Source organism: Finegoldia sp. P1-F-LS (assembly GCF_052932205.1).
This window is the reverse complement of sequence record NZ_JBRFJH010000009.1, coordinates 1-19928: the sequence shown is the minus strand read 5'-3', so window position 1 is coordinate 19928 and position 19928 is coordinate 1. Positions and strand designations below refer to the sequence as shown.

General features: G+C 32.7%; 14 protein-coding genes, 1 pseudogene and 1 other annotated feature. Of the genes and pseudogenes, 2 read left to right on the top strand and 13 right to left on the bottom strand.

Features of this window, described 5'->3' with window-relative positions; all coding sequences use genetic code 11:
- Positions 1-49: 49 nt before the first annotated feature.
- The 11 genes and pseudogenes from ACU68Y_RS07275 to ACU68Y_RS07225 form a co-directional block, all read right to left on the bottom strand.
- Positions 50-1051 carry a hypothetical protein gene (locus ACU68Y_RS07275; protein WP_094225913.1) on the bottom strand — a complete coding sequence of 334 codons (1002 nt, stop codon included), beginning with the start codon at positions 1049-1051 and terminating at the stop codon, positions 50-52.
- 90 nt (positions 1052-1141) lie between these two features.
- Positions 1142-1345, bottom strand: a pseudogene (locus tag ACU68Y_RS07270) (serine O-acetyltransferase); the annotation flags it as partial.
- Positions 1346-1432: 87 nt separating this feature from the next.
- Positions 1433-3490, bottom strand: a complete 2058-nt coding sequence (gene fusA, locus ACU68Y_RS07265; RefSeq protein ID WP_012290978.1) for an elongation factor G — start codon at positions 3488-3490, stop codon at positions 1433-1435.
- Positions 3491-3855: 365 nt separating this feature from the next.
- Positions 3856-4971, bottom strand: coding sequence for a 5-methyltetrahydropteroyltriglutamate--homocysteine S-methyltransferase (locus ACU68Y_RS07260; RefSeq protein WP_446755790.1), 1116 nt, complete (start codon positions 4969-4971; stop codon positions 3856-3858).
- Between the two features lie 24 nt (positions 4972-4995).
- Positions 4996-5823 (bottom strand): MetQ/NlpA family ABC transporter substrate-binding protein, encoded by an 828-nt coding sequence (locus tag ACU68Y_RS07255; RefSeq protein WP_002837241.1) that lies wholly within the window; start codon positions 5821-5823, stop codon positions 4996-4998.
- Between the two features lie 11 nt (positions 5824-5834).
- On the bottom strand, positions 5835-6491 hold the full coding sequence (locus tag ACU68Y_RS07250) for a methionine ABC transporter permease (RefSeq protein ID WP_002837139.1): 657 nt from the start codon (positions 6489-6491) through the stop codon (positions 5835-5837).
- Entirely contained in the window at positions 6491-7495 is a 1005-nt protein-coding gene (locus ACU68Y_RS07245) for a methionine ABC transporter ATP-binding protein (RefSeq protein WP_446755789.1), read from the bottom strand. The genes ACU68Y_RS07250 and ACU68Y_RS07245 overlap by 1 nt, the downstream gene beginning before the upstream one ends.
- 50 nt (positions 7496-7545) lie before the next feature.
- Positions 7546-7796, bottom strand: a binding site (T-box leader).
- Between the two features lie 101 nt (positions 7797-7897).
- Positions 7898-8965 carry a hypothetical protein gene (locus ACU68Y_RS07240; protein ID WP_446755788.1) on the bottom strand — a complete coding sequence of 356 codons (1068 nt, stop codon included), beginning with the start codon at positions 8963-8965 and terminating at the stop codon, positions 7898-7900.
- 5 nt (positions 8966-8970) lie between these two features.
- A complete protein-coding gene (locus ACU68Y_RS07235) occupies positions 8971-11499 on the bottom strand; it encodes a ribonucleoside-diphosphate reductase subunit alpha (protein WP_446755787.1) in 2529 nt (842 codons plus the stop codon).
- Positions 11500-11666: 167 nt separating this feature from the next.
- Entirely contained in the window at positions 11667-12272 is a 606-nt protein-coding gene (locus ACU68Y_RS07230; protein WP_446755786.1) for an ABC transporter ATP-binding protein, read from the bottom strand.
- A gap of 2 nt (positions 12273-12274) precedes the next feature.
- Positions 12275-13960 (bottom strand): hypothetical protein, encoded by a 1686-nt coding sequence (locus tag ACU68Y_RS07225; RefSeq protein WP_002840076.1) that lies wholly within the window; start codon positions 13958-13960, stop codon positions 12275-12277.
- Between the two features lie 191 nt (positions 13961-14151).
- On the opposite strand from ACU68Y_RS07225, the gene ACU68Y_RS07220 reads away from it, so the two are divergent.
- A complete protein-coding gene (locus ACU68Y_RS07220; protein ID WP_002840074.1) occupies positions 14152-14841 on the top strand; it encodes a DUF554 domain-containing protein in 690 nt (229 codons plus the stop codon).
- A gap of 1526 nt (positions 14842-16367) precedes the next feature.
- On the opposite strand, the gene ACU68Y_RS07215 is transcribed toward ACU68Y_RS07220, so the two are convergent.
- Together ACU68Y_RS07215 and ACU68Y_RS07210 are read right to left on the bottom strand one after the other, a co-directional pair.
- Positions 16368-16712, bottom strand: coding sequence for a PqqD family protein (locus ACU68Y_RS07215; protein ID WP_002840974.1), 345 nt, complete (start codon positions 16710-16712; stop codon positions 16368-16370).
- Positions 16699-18624, bottom strand: coding sequence for an OPT family oligopeptide transporter (locus tag ACU68Y_RS07210; protein WP_446755785.1), 1926 nt, complete (start codon positions 18622-18624; stop codon positions 16699-16701). The genes ACU68Y_RS07215 and ACU68Y_RS07210 overlap by 14 nt, the downstream gene beginning before the upstream one ends.
- Positions 18625-18820: 196 nt before the next feature.
- Between ACU68Y_RS07210 and ACU68Y_RS07205 the strand changes: the two genes are divergently transcribed.
- Positions 18821-19426, top strand: a complete 606-nt coding sequence (locus ACU68Y_RS07205; protein ID WP_446755784.1) for a hypothetical protein — start codon at positions 18821-18823, stop codon at positions 19424-19426.
- Positions 19427-19928: the final 502 nt, after the last annotated feature.

Below are 19928 nucleotides of genomic sequence, written 5' to 3'. Positions count from 1 at the left end.
CATCCTCTATATTAAATTAGAGGATGATTTTTTAGTGTGTTGTTTTTAATTATTTTGGTTGAATGTAGTCTGCTAAGAAAAGTTCTTCTGATCCGTCACTTGTAACGCGTATAACGACATCTTTTTGTTCCTTATCGTTGTATTGTCTGGTTAATATGATGTCTCCTTTTTCAAAGCTGAAATTATACGGAAATGATTGATTGTAACCTGTTGTCGTGAAATCTTTGAAGTATTCCGTATCTTTAATTCGGTATAATTTTTCGTGAGGATATGGAGAGTACTTGTGACTTATAATTCCATAAAAATCCGCTTCAAATTCTCTTCCATTGTATGTGATTTTTTCTGTTGAGATTGGTTTGAGATTTTTACTTTTCAACAAATTAACAGTGTGAATATTTTTAATTTTGTCTTGTAAATTTTTCATCATATAATCGTTAATATAACGTGTTCCATCTATATGACCCAATCCAAAAAATCCAATAACATCTCTTTTTGTCTTGTTATATGTATCCATGAAGTTTTCTGCCATCATTTTGTCTCTGTACTCACTGGCTTTTAAGTCATCAACTTTTTCCTTATCATAGAAATTCTTGCCTTGTTCTATCGCTCTTTCAGTAAGTTCAATATCTTCTTTGTCGCCCTTTTCTTTTGCTAATTTTAGGTAATCCTTGCCGATGATATCATAAGCATGCCCCACATCGACACCGTAGAATCTAATATCGTTCATTTCTTTCTTAATAGTTTTATAAAATTCAATAGTGTAATCATAATCATAATTTCCGTATTCTTTAAAAAAATCAAACATTTTGTTCAAATACTCATCATTATCTGATTTCATCCACAAATTAAGATATTGTGCACAATAATGAGGATACTCCAAAAAATAATTCCTGCCACCTTTTTTGTAGTAATCTCTCAAAATGTTTAACTCTTCATTATAAATAGGTTTTATATCGTGATCTTCTCCATACAAATACACTTCTCTTTTTCCAATGCTACATGAGCACAACATTAAAAGCATCATTACAATTGCAAATATTTTCTTTTTCATAAATTCCTCCTGCTAGCTTATAAATCCATTCTACCATAAAATAAAAATCTCCTCAGCAAATTTAATTACCAAAGAGATTTAAATTCATTATTAATGGTGTCTTATTATTTTTGCAGGCATTCCAACTGCTGTGCAATCACTTGGAACATCATGTAAAACAACTGCACCTGCACCGATTTTCGCACGATCTCCAATTTTAATCGGTCCCAAGACAGTCGCTCCAGTTCCAATTACGACATTATCACCTACAATTGGATGACGTTGGTGTTCTTTTTCGTTGCCAGTACCACCTACGTGTGTGCAGAAATGTAAATCTTGCTATATACAGATAAACTTCTCACAAAAAAATGCCCCTATCACACGATAAGGGCATCTCTAATTTTATTGTTCTTTAATTATTTCTTCTGTAACATTTGAAGGAACTTCATCATATCTTACAAATTCCATTTCAAATTCTCCTCTTGCTTGAGTCATTGATCTCAAATCTATTGAGTATTCGAACAATTCTTTGTGAGGAGCTTCTGCGATTACTACTTGGTTACCGTCTTCGTCAGATTCCATTCCCAATATTTTACCACGACGTTTGTTCATATCTCCCATTACATCTCCCATGTATTCTTCAGGGATTTTGATTGTAACTTTCATAATAGGTTCTAATAAAATTGGCTTCGCTTCTTCGATACCTTTTTTGAATGCGATTTGGGCTGCGATCTTGAATGCCATTTCGTTTGAATCTACTGGGTGATATTTTCCATCGTAAAGTATTGCCTTGACACCAACTACTGGATATCCTGCCAAAGGTCCCTTTTCCAAGGATTCTTCCAAACCTTTTTCAACTGCTGGGAAGAAATTCTTAGGAACGGCTCCACCGAATACTTCTTCTTCAAATACGAAGTTTTCTTCAGAATCTGTCAATGGTTCAAATCTAATGAATACATCCGCAAATTGTCCAGCACCACCAGATTGTTTTTTGTGTTTTCCTTCTACATCTGATTTGCCTTTGATAGTTTCACGATAAGCAATTCTCAATGGAACAACTTCTGTTTCTACTTGGTATTCATCTTTTAATCTATCCATCATTACTTGAAGTTGAACATTACCACGTCCACCGATTAATAATTGCTTAGTTTCATTATTTCTTTCAGATACAAATGACAAATCTTCAGTTTGCAACTTGTTTAATGCACTTGAAATCTTATCGTCATCTGATTTTGATTTTGGTTGAATTGCAAAGAATAATGTTGCAGGTTTTAATTTCAAACGTTTGTAAACAGTTGGATCATTCTTATCAGAAATAGTATCTCCAGTTTCTGTTTCAACTAATTTGCTAATCGCACCGATATCTCCTGCGTGAACTTCATCAGTCTTGATTTGTTCCTTACCACGTAAAAAGAACAAATCTCCAAGTTTTTCTTCAACTTCCTTGCTTGAATTATATATTAAAGTATCTTTCGTAATTTTACCTGAAATAACTTTGAAAATCGAAATCTTTCCAACAAAAGGATCCACAATTGTCTTGAATACAACCGCACTCATTGGTTCGTCAACAGAGAACTTACGTTGTTTGTCGTCAGCATGTCTGAATCCGTATTTTGCTCTTTCGTCGTCTGGTGTTGGCATGTATTTTTCGATGATTTCTAATAAAACATCAACACCAATTCCTGTAAGTGCACTACCTGCGATAAGTGGTACGCAAGTACCTTCAAGTAATGCTGATACCAAAGCTTTTTTGAATTCTTCGTGTGTAAATTCTTCTCCGTTGAAATATTTTTCCATCAAATCATCGTCTGTTTGAGCGACAACTTCACAAATTTCATCGAATACGACATTAACTTCATCCACTCTGTCTTCTGGAATAGGAACTTCTTTGAATTCGAAACCATTGTACTCGTATGCTTTTTTATCGATAACATCGATAACTCCCTTGAAGTCTTCACCTTCACCAAGAGTCAATGTAAATGGAATAATGTTGTTTCCAAATTTAATGTGCAAATCACTCACGCATTTGTTGAAATTAGCGTGTTCTTTTTCCATTTTATTTACGAAAATAATTCTTGGAAGATCTATTGATTGAGTGTAACGAAGAACTTTTTCTGTTCCTACTTCTATTCCATTAACAGCATCGATAACTATAAGCGCTGCTTCGGATGCTCTTAGTGATTGATACACTTCTCTTTCGAAATCAAAATAGCCCGGAGTGTCTATGAAATTGATTTTTATGTCATTGTGTTCGATTGGAATAACAGAGCTGGATATAGAAATACCCCTCTTCATTTCTTGCTTAGAATAGTCAGAAACTGTGTTTTTGTCCTCAACTTTTCCGACTCTGTTAATCACATTTGTTAAGTATAGGCATGCTTCAGTGAGTTGAGTTTTTCCACTTCCGCTATGCCCAACCAAGCTAAGATTTCTAATTTTGTTTGTTGGATAAGATTTCATAATTGTGCCTCCTATTATTTATAAGAAAACATTTGCATTTTTATTGCATAGTTTTATATGCAAATTGGATAAGTAAATTTGCCACACAATATTAATAATATCGTTTGCAAAATGACCGCAACGTTTCTCTTATATTATTAAATTATATATACCCAAAAATCAAAAATCCTAACATAGAATAAAACATTTTACAAAAATCGATTTTGTATTATAATTAGATTACAACCGAAGGTACTTACCGTCCATTAGTACTTTCATATTTTTTCAAGGTGAGCAGATAATAAGCTCACCTTTCCTTTTTCTCAAAAAAATTACAGGCAATTTTCATTGCCTGCAATTTATAAAAATGAGATAGATATGATTGCTTATTTTCCCCAAACTTTTTCAGCTATTTTTTTGATTAATTTTAGCTTTTCCCATTGTTGGTCAACTGTTAATATGTTTCCATTTTCGTTAGATGCGAATCCGCATTGTGGACTTAGACACAATCTGTCAAGAGATATGAATTCAGATGCTTTGTGAATTCTAGCGATAACTTCATCTTCATCTTCGAGTTCTCCTCTTTTTGAAGTGATAAGTCCGAGAACAACTTTTTTATCTCCAGAAACGTATTTTAATGGTTCAAATCCGCCGGATCTTTCATCGTCGTATTCAAGATAGAATGCATCTACGTTTTCTTGTGCGAATAAAATTTGTGCAATTTTATCGTATGCACCACTTGCTGCATAAGTTGATTCGTAATTTCCTCTGCACACATGAGTTGTAATCGTCAAATCTTCTGGTCTGTCTTCAAGTGCCAAGTTGTTTATTCTCAAATATTTGTTAGCTTCATCATCTAATGAAACTGCTTCGCCGTATTTTCTGTTGATATAATCAGAATCTACTAACATTCCCCATGTGCAATCGTCAAGTTGTATGTTTCTGCATCCTGCATCATACAAATCTTTGATAACTTGTTTGTAAGCTTTCGCAATATCTTGTTCCAACTTTTCGTAATCTGGATAGATTTCGTTAGTTATCTTTGCATTATCTTCTCTGAATAATTCTACAAGTAATTGTGCTGGTGCAGGTATTGTTTGTTTCGCAATTGTATTGTCATCTTCAAATTGTTTTACGAATTTGAAATGTTCTACAAATGGATGATTTTCTCCTGTGATTTTCCCTTCAACTTGTACGGATGTGTGATAAGTTTCCTTGCCATGGAAATAATATCCATGGTCAAGTTCAACTCTTTTAATTCCATTAAGTCCCCAGAAGAAATCCAAATGCCAGCTTTTTCTTCTGAATTCTCCATCAGTTATTACGTGATATCCCAATTCTTTTTGTTTATTGATCAACTCTTTGATGCATTCATCTTCTATTTCTTTTAATTCTTTTTTTGTGATAATTTCTTTTTCGTAATCTGATCTTGCCTTTAATAATTTTTCATTTCTCAAAAAACTACCTACATAGTCATATCTAAATGGTACGTGTAAACTCATTTTCAATCTCCCCCGTAATTATTTCTATTTTGCTGGAATTATTTCTCCATCAAATTTTTCTTCGATATATTTTCTAACTTCGTCTGATTCGAAAGCTTGCAATACTTTCTTGTAAGTTTCGTTGTCTTTGTCTTCTTCTCTTGCAGCTATGATGTTTGCAAATGGGTTTCCTTCTGATTTTTCGATTGCAATAGCATCTTTCTTTGGTGATAATTTTGCTTCTAATGCAAAGTTTGAATTGATTACAGCAATTGCAGCGTCTTCGTATGCTCTTGGAATTGTTGCTGCTTCAACAGCTGTGAATTTCAAGTTCTTTGGATTTTCTGCAATATCTTTTTCAGTAGCTTCTAACCCTGCATTTTCTTTTAATTTGATTACTTTGTTATCTTCTAATATTTTTAATGCTCTTGCTCCATTTGTAGCATCGTTTGGAATTATAACTTCGTCCCCATCTTTTAATTCATCAAGTGATTTGTATTTTTTAGAATATATTCCCATTGGTTCCAAGTGAACTGCTCCCAATGATACTAATTTTGTTCCTCTTTCCTTGTTGAAGTTATCCAAGTAAGGAATGTGTTGGTAAAAGTTCAAGTCGATATCTTTTTCTTGAAGTGATGTGTTAGGTGTTACATAATCATCAAATTCTTTGATTTCCAAATCTATTCCTTCTTTTGCTAAGATTTCTTTTGCTTTTTCTGCTATTTCTTTGTGAGGTGCTGGAGATACTCCAATCACAACCTTTTTACTGTCTGTGCTTGTTTTTTGTCCGTCTTCTTTTTTTCCTTCTTTTTTAGCGCATGATGTTAATACCAATGCTAATGCCAATACTACTAATAAAATTTTCTTTTTCATTTTTACCTCTCCTATATGTTTTTTTTGTTTAATTTATTTGAAATTTTTGTACCTGATATTTGTACAATTTCAACCAAGATTATAATTACAACTACTGCCCACAATAATACTTCTGTGTTGAATCTGTCGTAGCCGTATCTTTTTGCCAAGGCTCCCAATCCTCCTCCACCGATTGTTCCTGCCATTGCAGAATATCCAATCAATGTTATCATTAAGTTTGTTATTGCCAAAACTAATTGTGGCAATGATTCTGGAATCAACACTCTTGTCAATATGTTAAAATTACTTGCTCCCATTGATTTGGACGCTTCGATAATTCCTCTATCCACATTCAAGAATTCTTGTTCGAATAATCTCGCCAAAAATGGAATTGCACCGACTGTCAATGGTACGATAGATGCTGATGTTCCGATTTTTGTTCCTACGATCAACTTTGAAAGTGGAAGTAATACAATCATCAATATGATGAATGGAAATGATCTTGTAATGTTAACTATTACATCCAACACCGCGTATAGTTTTGGTTTTGGATTAAGTCCAGATTGTCCAGTTGTATATAAAATAAGTGCCAATGGAAGGCCAAATAAAATTGTGAAAAACGTACTAACTAAAATCATGTACAATGTTTCGCCTGTGGCTTCTAATACCAAATGTAATAAATCATCCATTATTTAACCTCCTCTACTCTAATATCATTTTCTGTCAAAAAGTCTTTTGCTTTTTGAATATTTTCTTTTTCACCAATAAGTTCAACAACTGTGTATCCAACACCTGTGGATTGAAGTTTGTTGATATTTCCAGATATTATACTGAAATCTATTCCGGAAATTCTCGCTGCTTGTGACAATAATGGTTTGTTGTAGGATTTCTTTGAGTAAGTTAATCTAACGACATCTCCCTTAAAATCGTCAGTTATTATCTCTTCTTCATCCTCTTCGATAAGTTTTCTTATGAAGTTTCTTGTGACATCAGTTTTTGGGTTTTTGAATAATTCTTCTACAGAATTTTCTTCGATGATTTTTCCATTTTCCATCACTGCAATCCTGTCACAAACATCTTTTGCAACTTCCATTTGATGAGTTATCATTATTATAGTCGTTTTGTATTTGTCTACTGATTTTCTCAATATCTCCAAAACTTGTTGAGTGTTTTGTGGATCAAGTGCGCTTGTAGATTCATCTGACAAAATCACCTTAGGATTTGTGGATAATGCTCTTGCAATCGCAACTCTTTGTTTTTGTCCACCGGATAATTGACTAGGATAGCTTTTTGCTCTGTCTCTAAGTCCAATGAAATCCAATAATTCGTTAACTCTTTTTTCTATTTCATTTTTTGGAATATTTTGAAGCTTCAATGGATAAGCAATGTTTTCGTAGACATTTTTTTGATTAAATAGATTAAAATGTTGGAAAATCATGCTGATTTCTTTTCTTGCTTCCAATAATTCCCTTTGCTTCAACGATGTTATGTCAACATCATCTATTATTACCTTTCCACTTGTCGGTTCTTCCAATCTATTTAAAAGTCTAACAAGTGTCGATTTGCCAGCTCCTGACAAACCAATTATTCCGTAAATTTCACCTCTATCAACTTTGAAACTTACATCATCAACTGCATTAAATTCTTTCTCACTTGTATTAAAAGTTTTTTTCAAATTTAATACTTCAATCATACTCTCACCTCATTTTTATAATAAAAAAAGCCCTTATGTGACATTCATCACATAAGGGCGAATATATCCGCGTTACCACCTTATTTTTAAATACATATATACATATGCATTTTCTCATTATTCAGTACGTATTCATACCTAGCACAAGATATCGGATGCAACCGGAAAAGTTTAAAAGCAAATGCCGTTCGACTTTTCTAACTCCAAGACCATTTTCAACAACTATTCTTTATCTCATTCCACCAAACTGAGACTCTCTGTAAAAGCATTCATCGTTTACTCTTCTTATCAACGTTAATGTTTATTTGTTTTGCTTATGGATATATAATACACGCTCAAAAATCTTTTGTCAAGCTTTTTTTGAAATTATTTTGAAAAAATTTTTACAAACTTTGTTTTTTACTATTTAAAGTACGGATTTTTGCGTAAATTATCCAATAATTTATCGTAAGTTGTCCAACCTAATCCAAGATCAGAATATTTTGCGTAAGGATTATCTATACTGTAATGTCCATCACAAAAACCCTTGTTGACCAGAATAGGCTCACGAACTTTTGAGTATCCTGTGTACAATTGGTTTTTGCCACGTTCTACTTCTGGCAGTATTTCCATTATAAGTTTTGGTCTATTTTGAAATCCGTAGTCTTTTGCGTTTTTATGAGAAATCGTAGAGTGAGTAAAATCCAAGAAATACATCTTGCCATTTAATCTTGCTCTGTCGATTGAGTGATTTCTATATGGATTGGATACTTTGTCCAACACATCGTCTGGCATTGAATCCACCCACCAAATTTCAGAATAAATTCCGCAATTATTTAACACATCATTTGCAAGTTCACTGAATGAATTACAAGTTCCCTCTTTGTTTAAAAGCAAATCACAACCAAATGTAGATGAAAGTTGTGGATCGTATCTGTAATCGTCAATCAAAACTTTCGCCAAATTTTTCACCGTTTCAAAATCATCCTCGGCTTTTACTTTTTTCGTTAACTCGTTTAACTTGTCGATGTATTTGTAAGTGAATTCCAAGCTATAAGGCTTGTCTCTGAAATCTTCATTCAAAACTGATTTTAATTTCATAGAAAAAATCGGATTACCAATAGAAGAATCCTTCACAAATTTCATATCGCCAACTACCAAATTATCTTCGGCAGTTTTCTTATCGTTCTTGTCGTATTCACTCATGAAATTTTCAACTTGTGATTTGTCATTTCCCAAGAACACAAGCTCTTGTTTGCCACGAGTTTCGTGTAATTTTTTGATAACTTTGATTAATTTATCCTTTGAATCCACATACTCATCGTAATTTATCGATGAATCAATTTCACTTGGCTTTTTGCCATTCAAATCGTCTTTTGGTTGAACTTTTTCTACAGGAGCTTTTGTTTCAACTTTTTCTTGTTTTTTGTTGCAACCCGTTACACCTAAAATAAGTGCAAAGCTCAACATTATTAATAATAATTTTTTCATAAAAATTATGCGCTGCAGCTATCGCAGTCCTCCACTTCTAATGATTTACTTCTAACATAATAGATGGATTTGATTCCTTTTTCCCATGCTCTGACATAGATGTTTAATATTGTTCTCATCGTGTAATCAGTCGTGATGTAAATGTTCACGGATTGACCTTGGTCGATGTGACGTTGTCTGATACTTGTCGCATCCACAGTTATATTTTGGTCCAATTCGTGTGCATTTTCATATAACCAGAATGTTTGTGGACTAAGTCCTGGCGCAACACGTGGAACAATCGTGCCTTTCTTTTCTTCAAGGAAGTATCTGCTCATTACTGGATCCACTGCTGCAGTTGTTCCTGCGATTATAGATGTAGAACCAGTTGGTGCAACCGCCATCAAATATCCATTTCTCATTCCATTTTTCTTAATATCGTGATACAATTCATTCCATTTTTCAGAATTGTAATCTCTTAATTTGAAATATTCGCCATTTTCCCAATCAGATCCCTCAAAATATTCATAAGATCCCTTTTCCTTGGCGATTTTATTGCTTGCTTTTATCGCGTAGTAATTGATTTTTTCGTACAATTTATCTGCAAATTCCAAATGTTTTTCAACATCCGAATACATAATATTATTTTTTACTAAACAGTGATGATATCCACTCGTTCCAAGTCCAATTGGACGGTATTTTTTGTTAGTGTATTTTGCGTATTCCAATGGATAGAAGTTCAAATCAATAACATTATCGAGTCCTCTAACAGCCGTTTCCACAACTTCTTCTAATTCTTCATCATTGTTCACGTCGATATTTCCCAAAACAAGAGAAGCAAGATTACACACAACAAAATCTCCCGGTTTTGTTTTCGTAACTATAATATCGTCTCCGTCTTCTGTTTCTATAGTTTCACTTATAGAATGAATTTCGCTCATATTTTGCATAATTTCTGTACACAAATTAGAAGAATAAATCATTCCCTTGTGTTTATTTGGATTCATTCTATTTACAGTATCACGGTTAAATGTGAATGGAGTTCCTGTTTCTGTCCATGATTTTATGATAAGTCTAACCAAATCTTTTACTTTTATGCTACGTCTGGAAATACTTTCATCAAGCACACATTCATTGTATCTTTTTTCCCATTCGTCACCATAATAATCTTCCAAGTTATATCCTTTTTTCACAGAAATTTCGTGTGGATCGAACATATACCAAGTTCCCTCGATATCATCTCGAACCATCTTCCAGAACAAATCTGGATAACAAACAGAAGGGAACACATCGTGTGCCTTCATTCTGTCATCACCGTTGTTTGTTCTAAGTTGCAAAAACTCCAATATATCCTTGTGCCATACATCCAAATACACCGCAACAGAACCTTGGCGCACTCCCAATTGATCCACTGCAACAGCAGTATCATTTGCAAGTTTTATCCATCTGATTACCCCACCTGCAACACCTTGGAAGCCACGAATGTCGGAACCATTTGCACGAACTTTTCCGAAATACAATCCCATTCCTCCGCCATGCTTAGAAACTTGTGCGAAATTATTAATAGAACGATAAATTCCTTCCAACGTATCAGGAACAGTGTCGATGAAACAACTGGACAATTGATTGAATGGTTTTCTAGCGTTACTCATTGTAGGAGTTGCCACAGTCACTTTTAGTTTGGACAAATTATCGTAAATTTTCTTTGCCCAATGAATTCTATCCTTTTCTTTAAGTGCCAAATGCATCGCAATTCCCATGAACATCTCTTGTGCAGATTCTATAACTCTGTTGTCATGAGTCTTAATCAAATATCTTTTGATAATCAAATCCAATGCACTGAAAGTGAATAATTTGTCCCTTTCATCGTCCATGTACTTTTCTAATTCGTCAATATCATCGTCCGTGTAAACTTCTCTGATATATGAACCATACAATCCCCTCTCATCCAAAAACTTAATCTTGGATTTGAAATCTTGAAGATCGTATTGAATTTCCAACTTCTTAATATTTTGTTTCAAATTGTAATTCATAAACAAAGATGCAATATATTCCCAATTTGGTGCTTCCTTGCTAACAAGCTCTCCAGAAGCCTTGGACAATAAATTAACCATATCGTATTGTGACAAATTAGGCTTAACAAACGATTCAAACTTCAAATACAAATTCTCGATAGAATATCTAGTAGAATCGTAATTTTCTTGAATGTATCTAATTATTTCAATGACATCATCATCTGTAATGAATTTTTCGAATTCTTCTATAACTTTTCTGTCTGTTGTGTGTTTTGCACGGTACAAAATAAATGATTTTACAACCTTGTATTGACCGTGATCAATCAAAGTTAGTTCCACCAAATCTTGGATTTCTTCCACAGTAACCACGTGATTTTTCGGATACTTGTTAACAACAGTATTTTCAATTTCTTGTGCCATACTTTCAAGTTCATTTTGCTCTGCGTAAATTCCCACCGAAGCATAAGCTTTTTTCATGGCTAATTCTATCTTCGATCTGTCAAAATCGACAATATTGCCATCTCTCTTTTTTATTTCCATTATTACTCCCTTTATCGTGTATATAGTGGATTATGAAAATCCAACTACAATTTATAGTATAATTTCCTATTAAATATTACCACAAATCGATCGGAAATAACACTGAAAATATATAATAAAATATTTTCAAAAAGCTAAAAATATATAATTTTAATAGAACATTCAAATCATTTTACAACAGAAATACTACTCTTACCCAGCTTTAAAATCGGCAAATCATCGACTAATTTTTTCTTCTTTTCGCACAAAATAATGTAGTTGATATTTTTTTCATCAAACATTTGAGTTAGTTTTTTTAAATTTTTCTTGGTAAAAATTTTTGTGTAATTATTGTAATTTTTTATAATTGCAAAACGACTGTCAGAAAGCATAACCTTCGCATAAAAAAGTTTGATTATAGTATCTTCATCACACTCTCTTAACTTATTATCCAAATCCACATTCAAACTTTCATTCAAGCTCTCGATTTTCCTGTAAATTGTCACAGGGCTCATCTTCGTCGAACGCAACACCAAAGACAAATTATCGTAAACATTCAAATGCTCATACAACATAAACTCGTCCACAACGTAAAATCCGCGATACTTCGAAATAACATTGTTTACAAGCTCATCATCTATCAACATCTTCCCATCTGCGTATTTTACATTCATCAACACCGCTATGAATTTGTTCAAAGTTATTTTATTTGAAAAAATCTGACAATTTTGTGTGATTTTCCCATTTAAACTTTCAAAATAATCCGTACTATAATTCTCAAATACAATATTCATAACTACCTTCTAACCCTAATCTTAGTGATAATATCCCAGCACAAATTAATAATCGAAAATATCGCCACAATTATAAATCCAATCAAATAATAATAATTGCTGTCCAATCTTCTAATATAAAATACCAAAACATCCATGGCATTCTCATTGTAAATATCAATCATGTGATCAAAATACACACCCGTAAAGCAAAACATCACATAAAACGCAATGAAGTTCAACAAAATCGTAACCAAATTAACCTTGTTCGAATAAATTGGAAAAACTACCCACCTGTAATATTCAAATTTATTCATATCGTCATTGTGCATCAAATAGTTGATATTATTAGAGAAAAATCCAATCTTTTGCATCGAATACACATTGAAAGCTGTAATTGCCCCGATAAGTAGCCAAAAAGTCAACCAGAAAATAAGCATCAAACTTTGATCGTGAAGTACGTATTGGTCAAACACTCCAAATATCTTCGTAAATAAGAAATCATTTGGAAATATCAACAACACAAATAATGATAATATTGACAATACACACATTAAAAGATTCAATTCCTTGTCAACTCTGGAAAAAATTCTCCACACAATTAACGAAACAATCTCCGCAATTGAAAACACCATCACACTAAGTAAAACACATGCAATGACTATCTTCACATCAAAGTGAGTGTAAAATCTGTCGTAATTTCTCAGAACAAAAGTCAAATCCTCTCCTATAATAGTTGAGATAACTACGAAAATATTGAAAGCACCAATAATACCGCACAATATCCAGTAAATAAGCTTCGTATTATCAACAAAAAAACCTCTGATTTTTAACTTAATATTAATAATCGACTCCCTGAAATTATTAGGTCTTATTCCCTTATTAATATTCCTCACGATTTTCTTGTAATTTATTATATTGATAATCTCCAAAACCACAAGCACCGCAATTACAAATTCATCCACCTTGTCAATCTTAAAGTCTCCGATAAGAACGAAAACACCAACCAAGAAAATTCCAATCATAATCAGAAACTTGTAAAGTTGGTTGAATTGAAGCTGCCCAACACCTGGAATGAGATACATCAATTTAAATCTCGTATCGTAATCTTTGGGATTGACCTTCATGTTTTTTCTCAAATCGTACAAATCACGACTAAGTTTCTTCACCTCAGTGTTGATTTTCTTCTTGTATACTTGCTTCAAACTTCTTTTAACACTATTCAAATACACTCGATCTTTGGAATACTCACTAATAATAAACTCTCTCTTATTTTTTGATTTAAGATGAGCTCTTTTACTTTTTTTGTCGATATCTCTCGAATTATCCATGGAGAACTTGTAACTCTCTGCGATTTTTTTCAAATAAAATCTAAAATTAAAACCTCTTTCAATATCCCCAGAATTTTTAATAGAATCATCCAAAAACTTCATATCATTTTCCATGTCTTGAAAAATTCGAATAATTTCATCGCATCTTTCTTCAACAAGCTTATTCTTAGTGTATATGTAATTGTATTGAGAAGATAAACTTTTGTATTCATCATAAAAATCAATCTTGGATTGAGCGATGAACTTTTCCACAAGAAACTTATTCAGAAGATTGTCATTGTGATGAGGAAGGCTGTGCCTAAATCTAATGACAGAATTATCCAATTCTTTGAGGAAATTTATCTCTTTAGTTTTGATTAATTCTACATTTTCGTTCATATCGAACTCCTGAAATTTTAAAAATTTTTGATATATTTTTACTTATTTAATATGTAGCTTTTATGCAAATTATTTTATTGTGATATTTAGTTTACATATTTTTATCACTTTGAACTATTACATTGTTAATTAATAAAAATATTCCTTTACAAATTGAATAAAATATATTATTATATTCGTGGAGGAATATGATGTTATACATATTAATAAATGTTGGAGCAGTTGCCCTTGCAGCTTTATTAGGAAGATTATTAAAATCTTTCCTGCCTAAAAAATTAATAAAAAGCATAATGGACGTTGTAGCTGTTTGTATATTAATCATGGGAATACAAGGAAGCGTCAAGACAAATAATTTTATTTTTATGTTGATTTCACTTGTTATCGGTGCTATAATAGGTAACGGTCTTGATTTAGACAAGAAATTAGCTCACCTTGTAGAATACCTACAAAACAAAGTTCCAGCATCGTCTGGCTCGTCTATGAGAGGCGCCATTGCATTAATAATGCTACAAAACATTGGATCATTGGCAATACTTGCCCCTTTAAATTTGGGACTAAGTGGATCAGCCGACATAATGCAATTCAAAATAATATTGGATGTAATCACAACATTTTTGTTCTCAGCAACATACGGATTTGCAGTTGCACTTTCCGGAGTTGTCGGACTTGTGATGAACAGCCTAATATTTTTATTATCAACATCGCTAAGCAAAGTCTTAGTACCAGAAGTAATTGAAAACATCTCAGTAGTTGGATCACTATTGATAGTTCTCCTTGGTATAGATATGCTAGAAATCAAAAAATTCAAAATCATGGATTACATTCCAGCACTATTTATTCCAGTATTTTGGTTCATAATCAAACAATTACTTCACATCTAAATTAGTTAACAAGTTAGAGGGGAAAACTCTCATGCCTTCAAAATTTTCCAGAGTTGGCTCCCCTTACTCCTTTCTTATATGCGCATGATTAAATCATGTGTTTTTTTTATTATACCTCATTTTGAGAAATTTCAAACAAAATCAATTTTTTCCAAAAATTTTTTAATTTTTTTCAAAAAAACTTCAAAAAAGTGTTTAAAAATGTTTTCAGTGGGTATATATATACTACAATAAAAGATATCTTAATTGTAAAGCACAACTGTTACTTTAGTTTATTGATTCCGATGAAAAGGATATATAAACAAAAATCGCAGGAATACTACCAGTTTTATTTGAAGACAAATAAAACCAGAACATTTTTAACACTTAAACTTAAACATTAAAATTTTATCCTAAATATCGAAAACTTTAGTTAATTAAAGATTTAAAGATTGATTCGTTATATCTTGAAAAGCAAGTTTATCTGATAGATTACTATAAAGGAGTGGATAAGGAAATGATTGAACCAAAATCTCAGTTTAAGTACAGTGTGCTTGGAAAATAAGAGTTGTTTCAGAAGAAGGAAAATGACTCTTATTTTTTTGTGTCTATTTTCTTCATTTTCCTTCCCCGTAATTTTTTAAAGAAGACTATCTGTTTTTTGATTAATTTTATGCTTTTCTATTTTCTTTTATTTTTTTAATTTCTACCAAATGTGTGCAATGCAATTTTTTTCTAGCGACTTTTCTAAGCAATTCTCCGTCCTTGTCCTGCAATCCATGACTTTCGCGAAACCTTTAAGCAAACAATCGAAGCTAAGAATATCATCATATAAAATTTAATGTTTTTCATGAGCGACGCTTCGAACGATGAAATCTTCATTTCACTTTTTTTAAAAATAAGATTTCTGAAGTGAGGCTGAGCGAATGAAATTATTAAATTTTACCCAAAGATATTCGTGCGAGATGTTTGCTATGGTCTCAACCCTTGTGTATCCTTCAATCCTCAAAGTCACGGAATCTTTAAGCAAACAATCGAAGCAAAGAATATCATACGGAGAAAATAATCATAAATTCAAGCGAAGGGGACCGTTAAAAAATTGTGCTGTTTGAGTGCGTAGCACGAGTTCACAATTTTAGGTTCACAAGCTTAGAATTTATTTATTTTCGTAGTCTAGATATTCGTGCAAGATGTTTGCTATGGTCTCAACCCTTGTTTGCCCTTCAACTGTTGTCTAGTGAAATCTTTTCACAATTTCTTACCTATCCTGCTATCCCAACAGCACCACAATCGAGCTGAATATCATCATATAAAATTTAATGTTTTTCATGAGCGACGCTTCGAACGATGAAATCTTCATTTCGCTTTTTTAAAAGAAGATTTCTGAAGTGAGGCTGAGCGAATGAAATTATTAAATTTTACCCAAAGATATTCGTGCGAGATGTTTGCTATAGTTTTTACTCTTGTGTGTCTTGCAATTGTTGTCTAACGAAATCTCAGCACCATTTTCTATCCTTCTACTGCAATCCCCATAAAAAAAAGAAGCCTTATTCAGACTTCTTTTTAAGTTTAACAATATCATTGTTGTATAAAATTTGTATGAATTGGGATAGTCTCTCGTATAGAGGTTCTACCTCATCTCCGTATTTTTCTTTTAATTTACTCCCAATCTCTATAATATTGGCTTTTCCGTCAATCATCCTGAAAACATCACTGCCGTAACCTTCAAGCTTGATGTTGGATTCTTTTGGCGTGAAGAACATCTTTTGAGCAATCTTATCAAAAATATGATTGTGCTTCTTTTTCAAATACACAAGTTCATTTTTCTCATAAAACTCTATTTTTTCATTAACCTCAGGAATAAATTCTAGGAAATTTTTATTTCTTTTCATTAGTACTTACATTCTTAATACAAGTTTTAACTAAAACTGCTAATAACAATATGAATACTATGATTGATCCAATTGTACCAATGTTGAATTTTGAAGATAAGTCAAGAACATCTGCTAATGTCTTGTCACCAATTTTAATTATAGCAAATGCAGCAAGTAAAATACCTACAACACCTTCACCTGCGATAAATCCAGATGTAAACAATACACCATTTTCTGCTTGTTCTTTTCTAAGTTCTTCATTTTTAACTTTTCTCTTGTCAATAAATAATCTAATCAAACCACCAGTCATTATTGCAGAAGAAGTGTTAATTGGTAAATACAAACCAACTGCAAATGGCAATACTGGAATTCCTAAAATTTCAACAACAATAGCGATGAATGCTCCTGCGAAAACTAATCCCCAAGGAAGTGATCCACCCATTACACCTTCGATTATAAGTTTCATCAACATACCTTGTGGTGCAGGAAGTTCTTCTGAACCATATCCCCAAGATGAATCTAATAACCATAAGATAGCACCGATTACAAGTGCAGATACTCCAACACCGATTAATTCACCAATTTGTTGTTTATATGGAGTAGCTCCAACCAAGAAACCAGTCTTTAAGTCTTGTGAAGTATCCCCTGATATAGCAGCGATAACACAAATTACAGTACCGATTGAAATTGCCATCATCATACCATCGTGACCAGTATTTCCCATAGCCTTGATTAATATTGAAGTTATCAATAAAGCAGCGATAGTCATACCAGAAACTGGGTTGTTAGAAGATCCAATAAGACCAACCAAACGTGATGATACTGTTGCAAAGAAGAAACCAAATATAACGATAATTATTGAGCCAATAGGTCCAACTGGAATAATTGGTAAAACAGCCATTACAACTGCGATAGCTAGAATAGCTATTCCTATGAATTTCATGCTCAAATCTTTTTCAGTACGAAGAACTGAATCTGTACCCAAACCTTGAGCCTTGTAGTCTTTCATTGCATCTCTGAAAGTTCTGATAATAAGTGGCAATGATTTGATTAAAGATATAATACCACCAGTAGCTACAGCACCAGCTCCTATATATCTCAAATAAGTACCCCAAATTTCTTTTACAGACATTAAAGAAATAGCCTTATCAGCAGAACCAATGATGTTGTCCCCACCGAATAATTTCATAAGTGGCATAATAACTAACCAACCTAAAGTTGCACCACTTAGCATATATCCAGAAATCTTAGGACCACAAATATAACCAACACCTACCAAAGATGGAAGTGGGTCGATACCAATACCAGCACCTGAGAAAGATTTAACTGTAATTTCTTTTGACAATGAAGATGGGAATAATTTCAAACCATCAGCAAAGAATTTATATACAGCAGCCAAACCTAAACCCTTAAATACAAGCTTAGCCTTGGATCCACCTTCTTCACCTGCTAATAAAACTTCTGCACAAGCAGTTCCTTCTGGATATGGAATAACCCCATGTTCCTTAACTATTAAAGCATTTCTCAATGGAACCATGAATAAAACCCCAAGCAAACCACCAATAAGAGTAATAACCCCTATTTCGATTAATGATGGAGCTGGTTGATTCCATTCCTTCATCCAAATAAATAATGCAGGCATTGTAAAGATAGCACCAGCAGCAACTGATTCCCCTGCAGATCCTATAGTTTGAACGATGTTGTTCTCCAAAATAGAATCCCTCTTGAAAATCAATCTAATAACTCCCATTGAAATAACCGCAGCAGGAATTGATGCAGATACTGTCAAGCCAACTCTAAGACCTAAATATGCATTAGCTCCACCAAATACAATTGCCATAATAATACCAAAAATAATAGAAAACGGTGTAAGCTCTGGCAAAACCTTATCGGCCGAAATAAAAGGCTTAAAGTCATTATTGTTACTCATAAATATACCCTCCTTTTTATATATATTATATACGCTACTTATTATACCATATCATTGCCAATTTTTCCAATGATAATTATTATTATAAACTATAACTAACGACAATAAAATTTGTAACAAATTGTGAAAAAATATTGGAATTTTCCGAAAATAAGAGTATAATAAAAGAGTTGGAATAAATTAATTGGAGGAAAATATGAAAAAGAAATTTTTAACAGTATTATTGGTACTATCAATGGTTGTATTAGCATCATGCTCTAACCAAAAAGGATCAGAATTAGAAAGCAAATTAAAAGAAGTAGAAACAGATAAGAAATTTGCACTCGAAAACCTAAACGATGCTAACAACAAAATCAAAGAATTGAATGCAAAAATTCAAGAACAAGAACAAGGTTACAGCTCAAAAGTATTAGTAAATGACCTAACAGCTCAAATGAGCAATGAACAATTGCAAAAAGTATTGCAAAACACAATTGCATACAAATTAACAGCTGATGATCAAGAATTAGAAAAAGAAACTACACTTGAAGTAGCACAAATGCCTAAAACATTAAACTTCATCGTACAAATTCCAGAAGATTTAAAATCATCAGAAAAAGCAAAAACAATCTTGAATTTACAAGCACCAAAAATCAATGTAAATGGTAAAGCAGCACAAGTTGAAGAACAAGAAGAACACGACGCAATCAAATATGTAGTAAACCTTGAATCTGCAGGTAAAGAAGCAAAAATCGATCTACCACAAGACATAAACGCAAAATTACAAAGACCAAACCAACAACTTGTAATCAAAGCAAAATAATAAACACCTAGCCACTAGATATCTAGTGGCTATAATTTTATCCTCTTACACCCTTGTTTTCCCTTAGTCTAGTGATTTTACCCTACAATTTTCCATCTATTTCTCACGTCCTTTATCCTAGTCTAGTGATTATTATGAACAATTTTCTAACCTTGTCCTGCAATTTTAAATACCTCGAAACCTTAAAGCAAACGATCGAAGCTAAGAAGATCATACGGAGAAAATAATCATAAATTCAAGCGAAGGGAACCGTTAAAAAATTGTGCTGTTTGAGTGCGTTGCACGAGTTCACAATTTTAGGTTCACAAGCTTAGAATTTATTAATTTTCGGAGTCTAGATATTCGTGCGAGATGTTTGCTCTGATTTTTGAGCTTTGTGTGTCTTGCAACTGTAAATCTTGCGAAACCTTCAAGCAAACAATCGAAGCTAAGAATATCATACGGAGAAAATAATCATAAATTCAAGCGAAGGGAACCGTTAAAAAATCGCACTGTTTGAGCG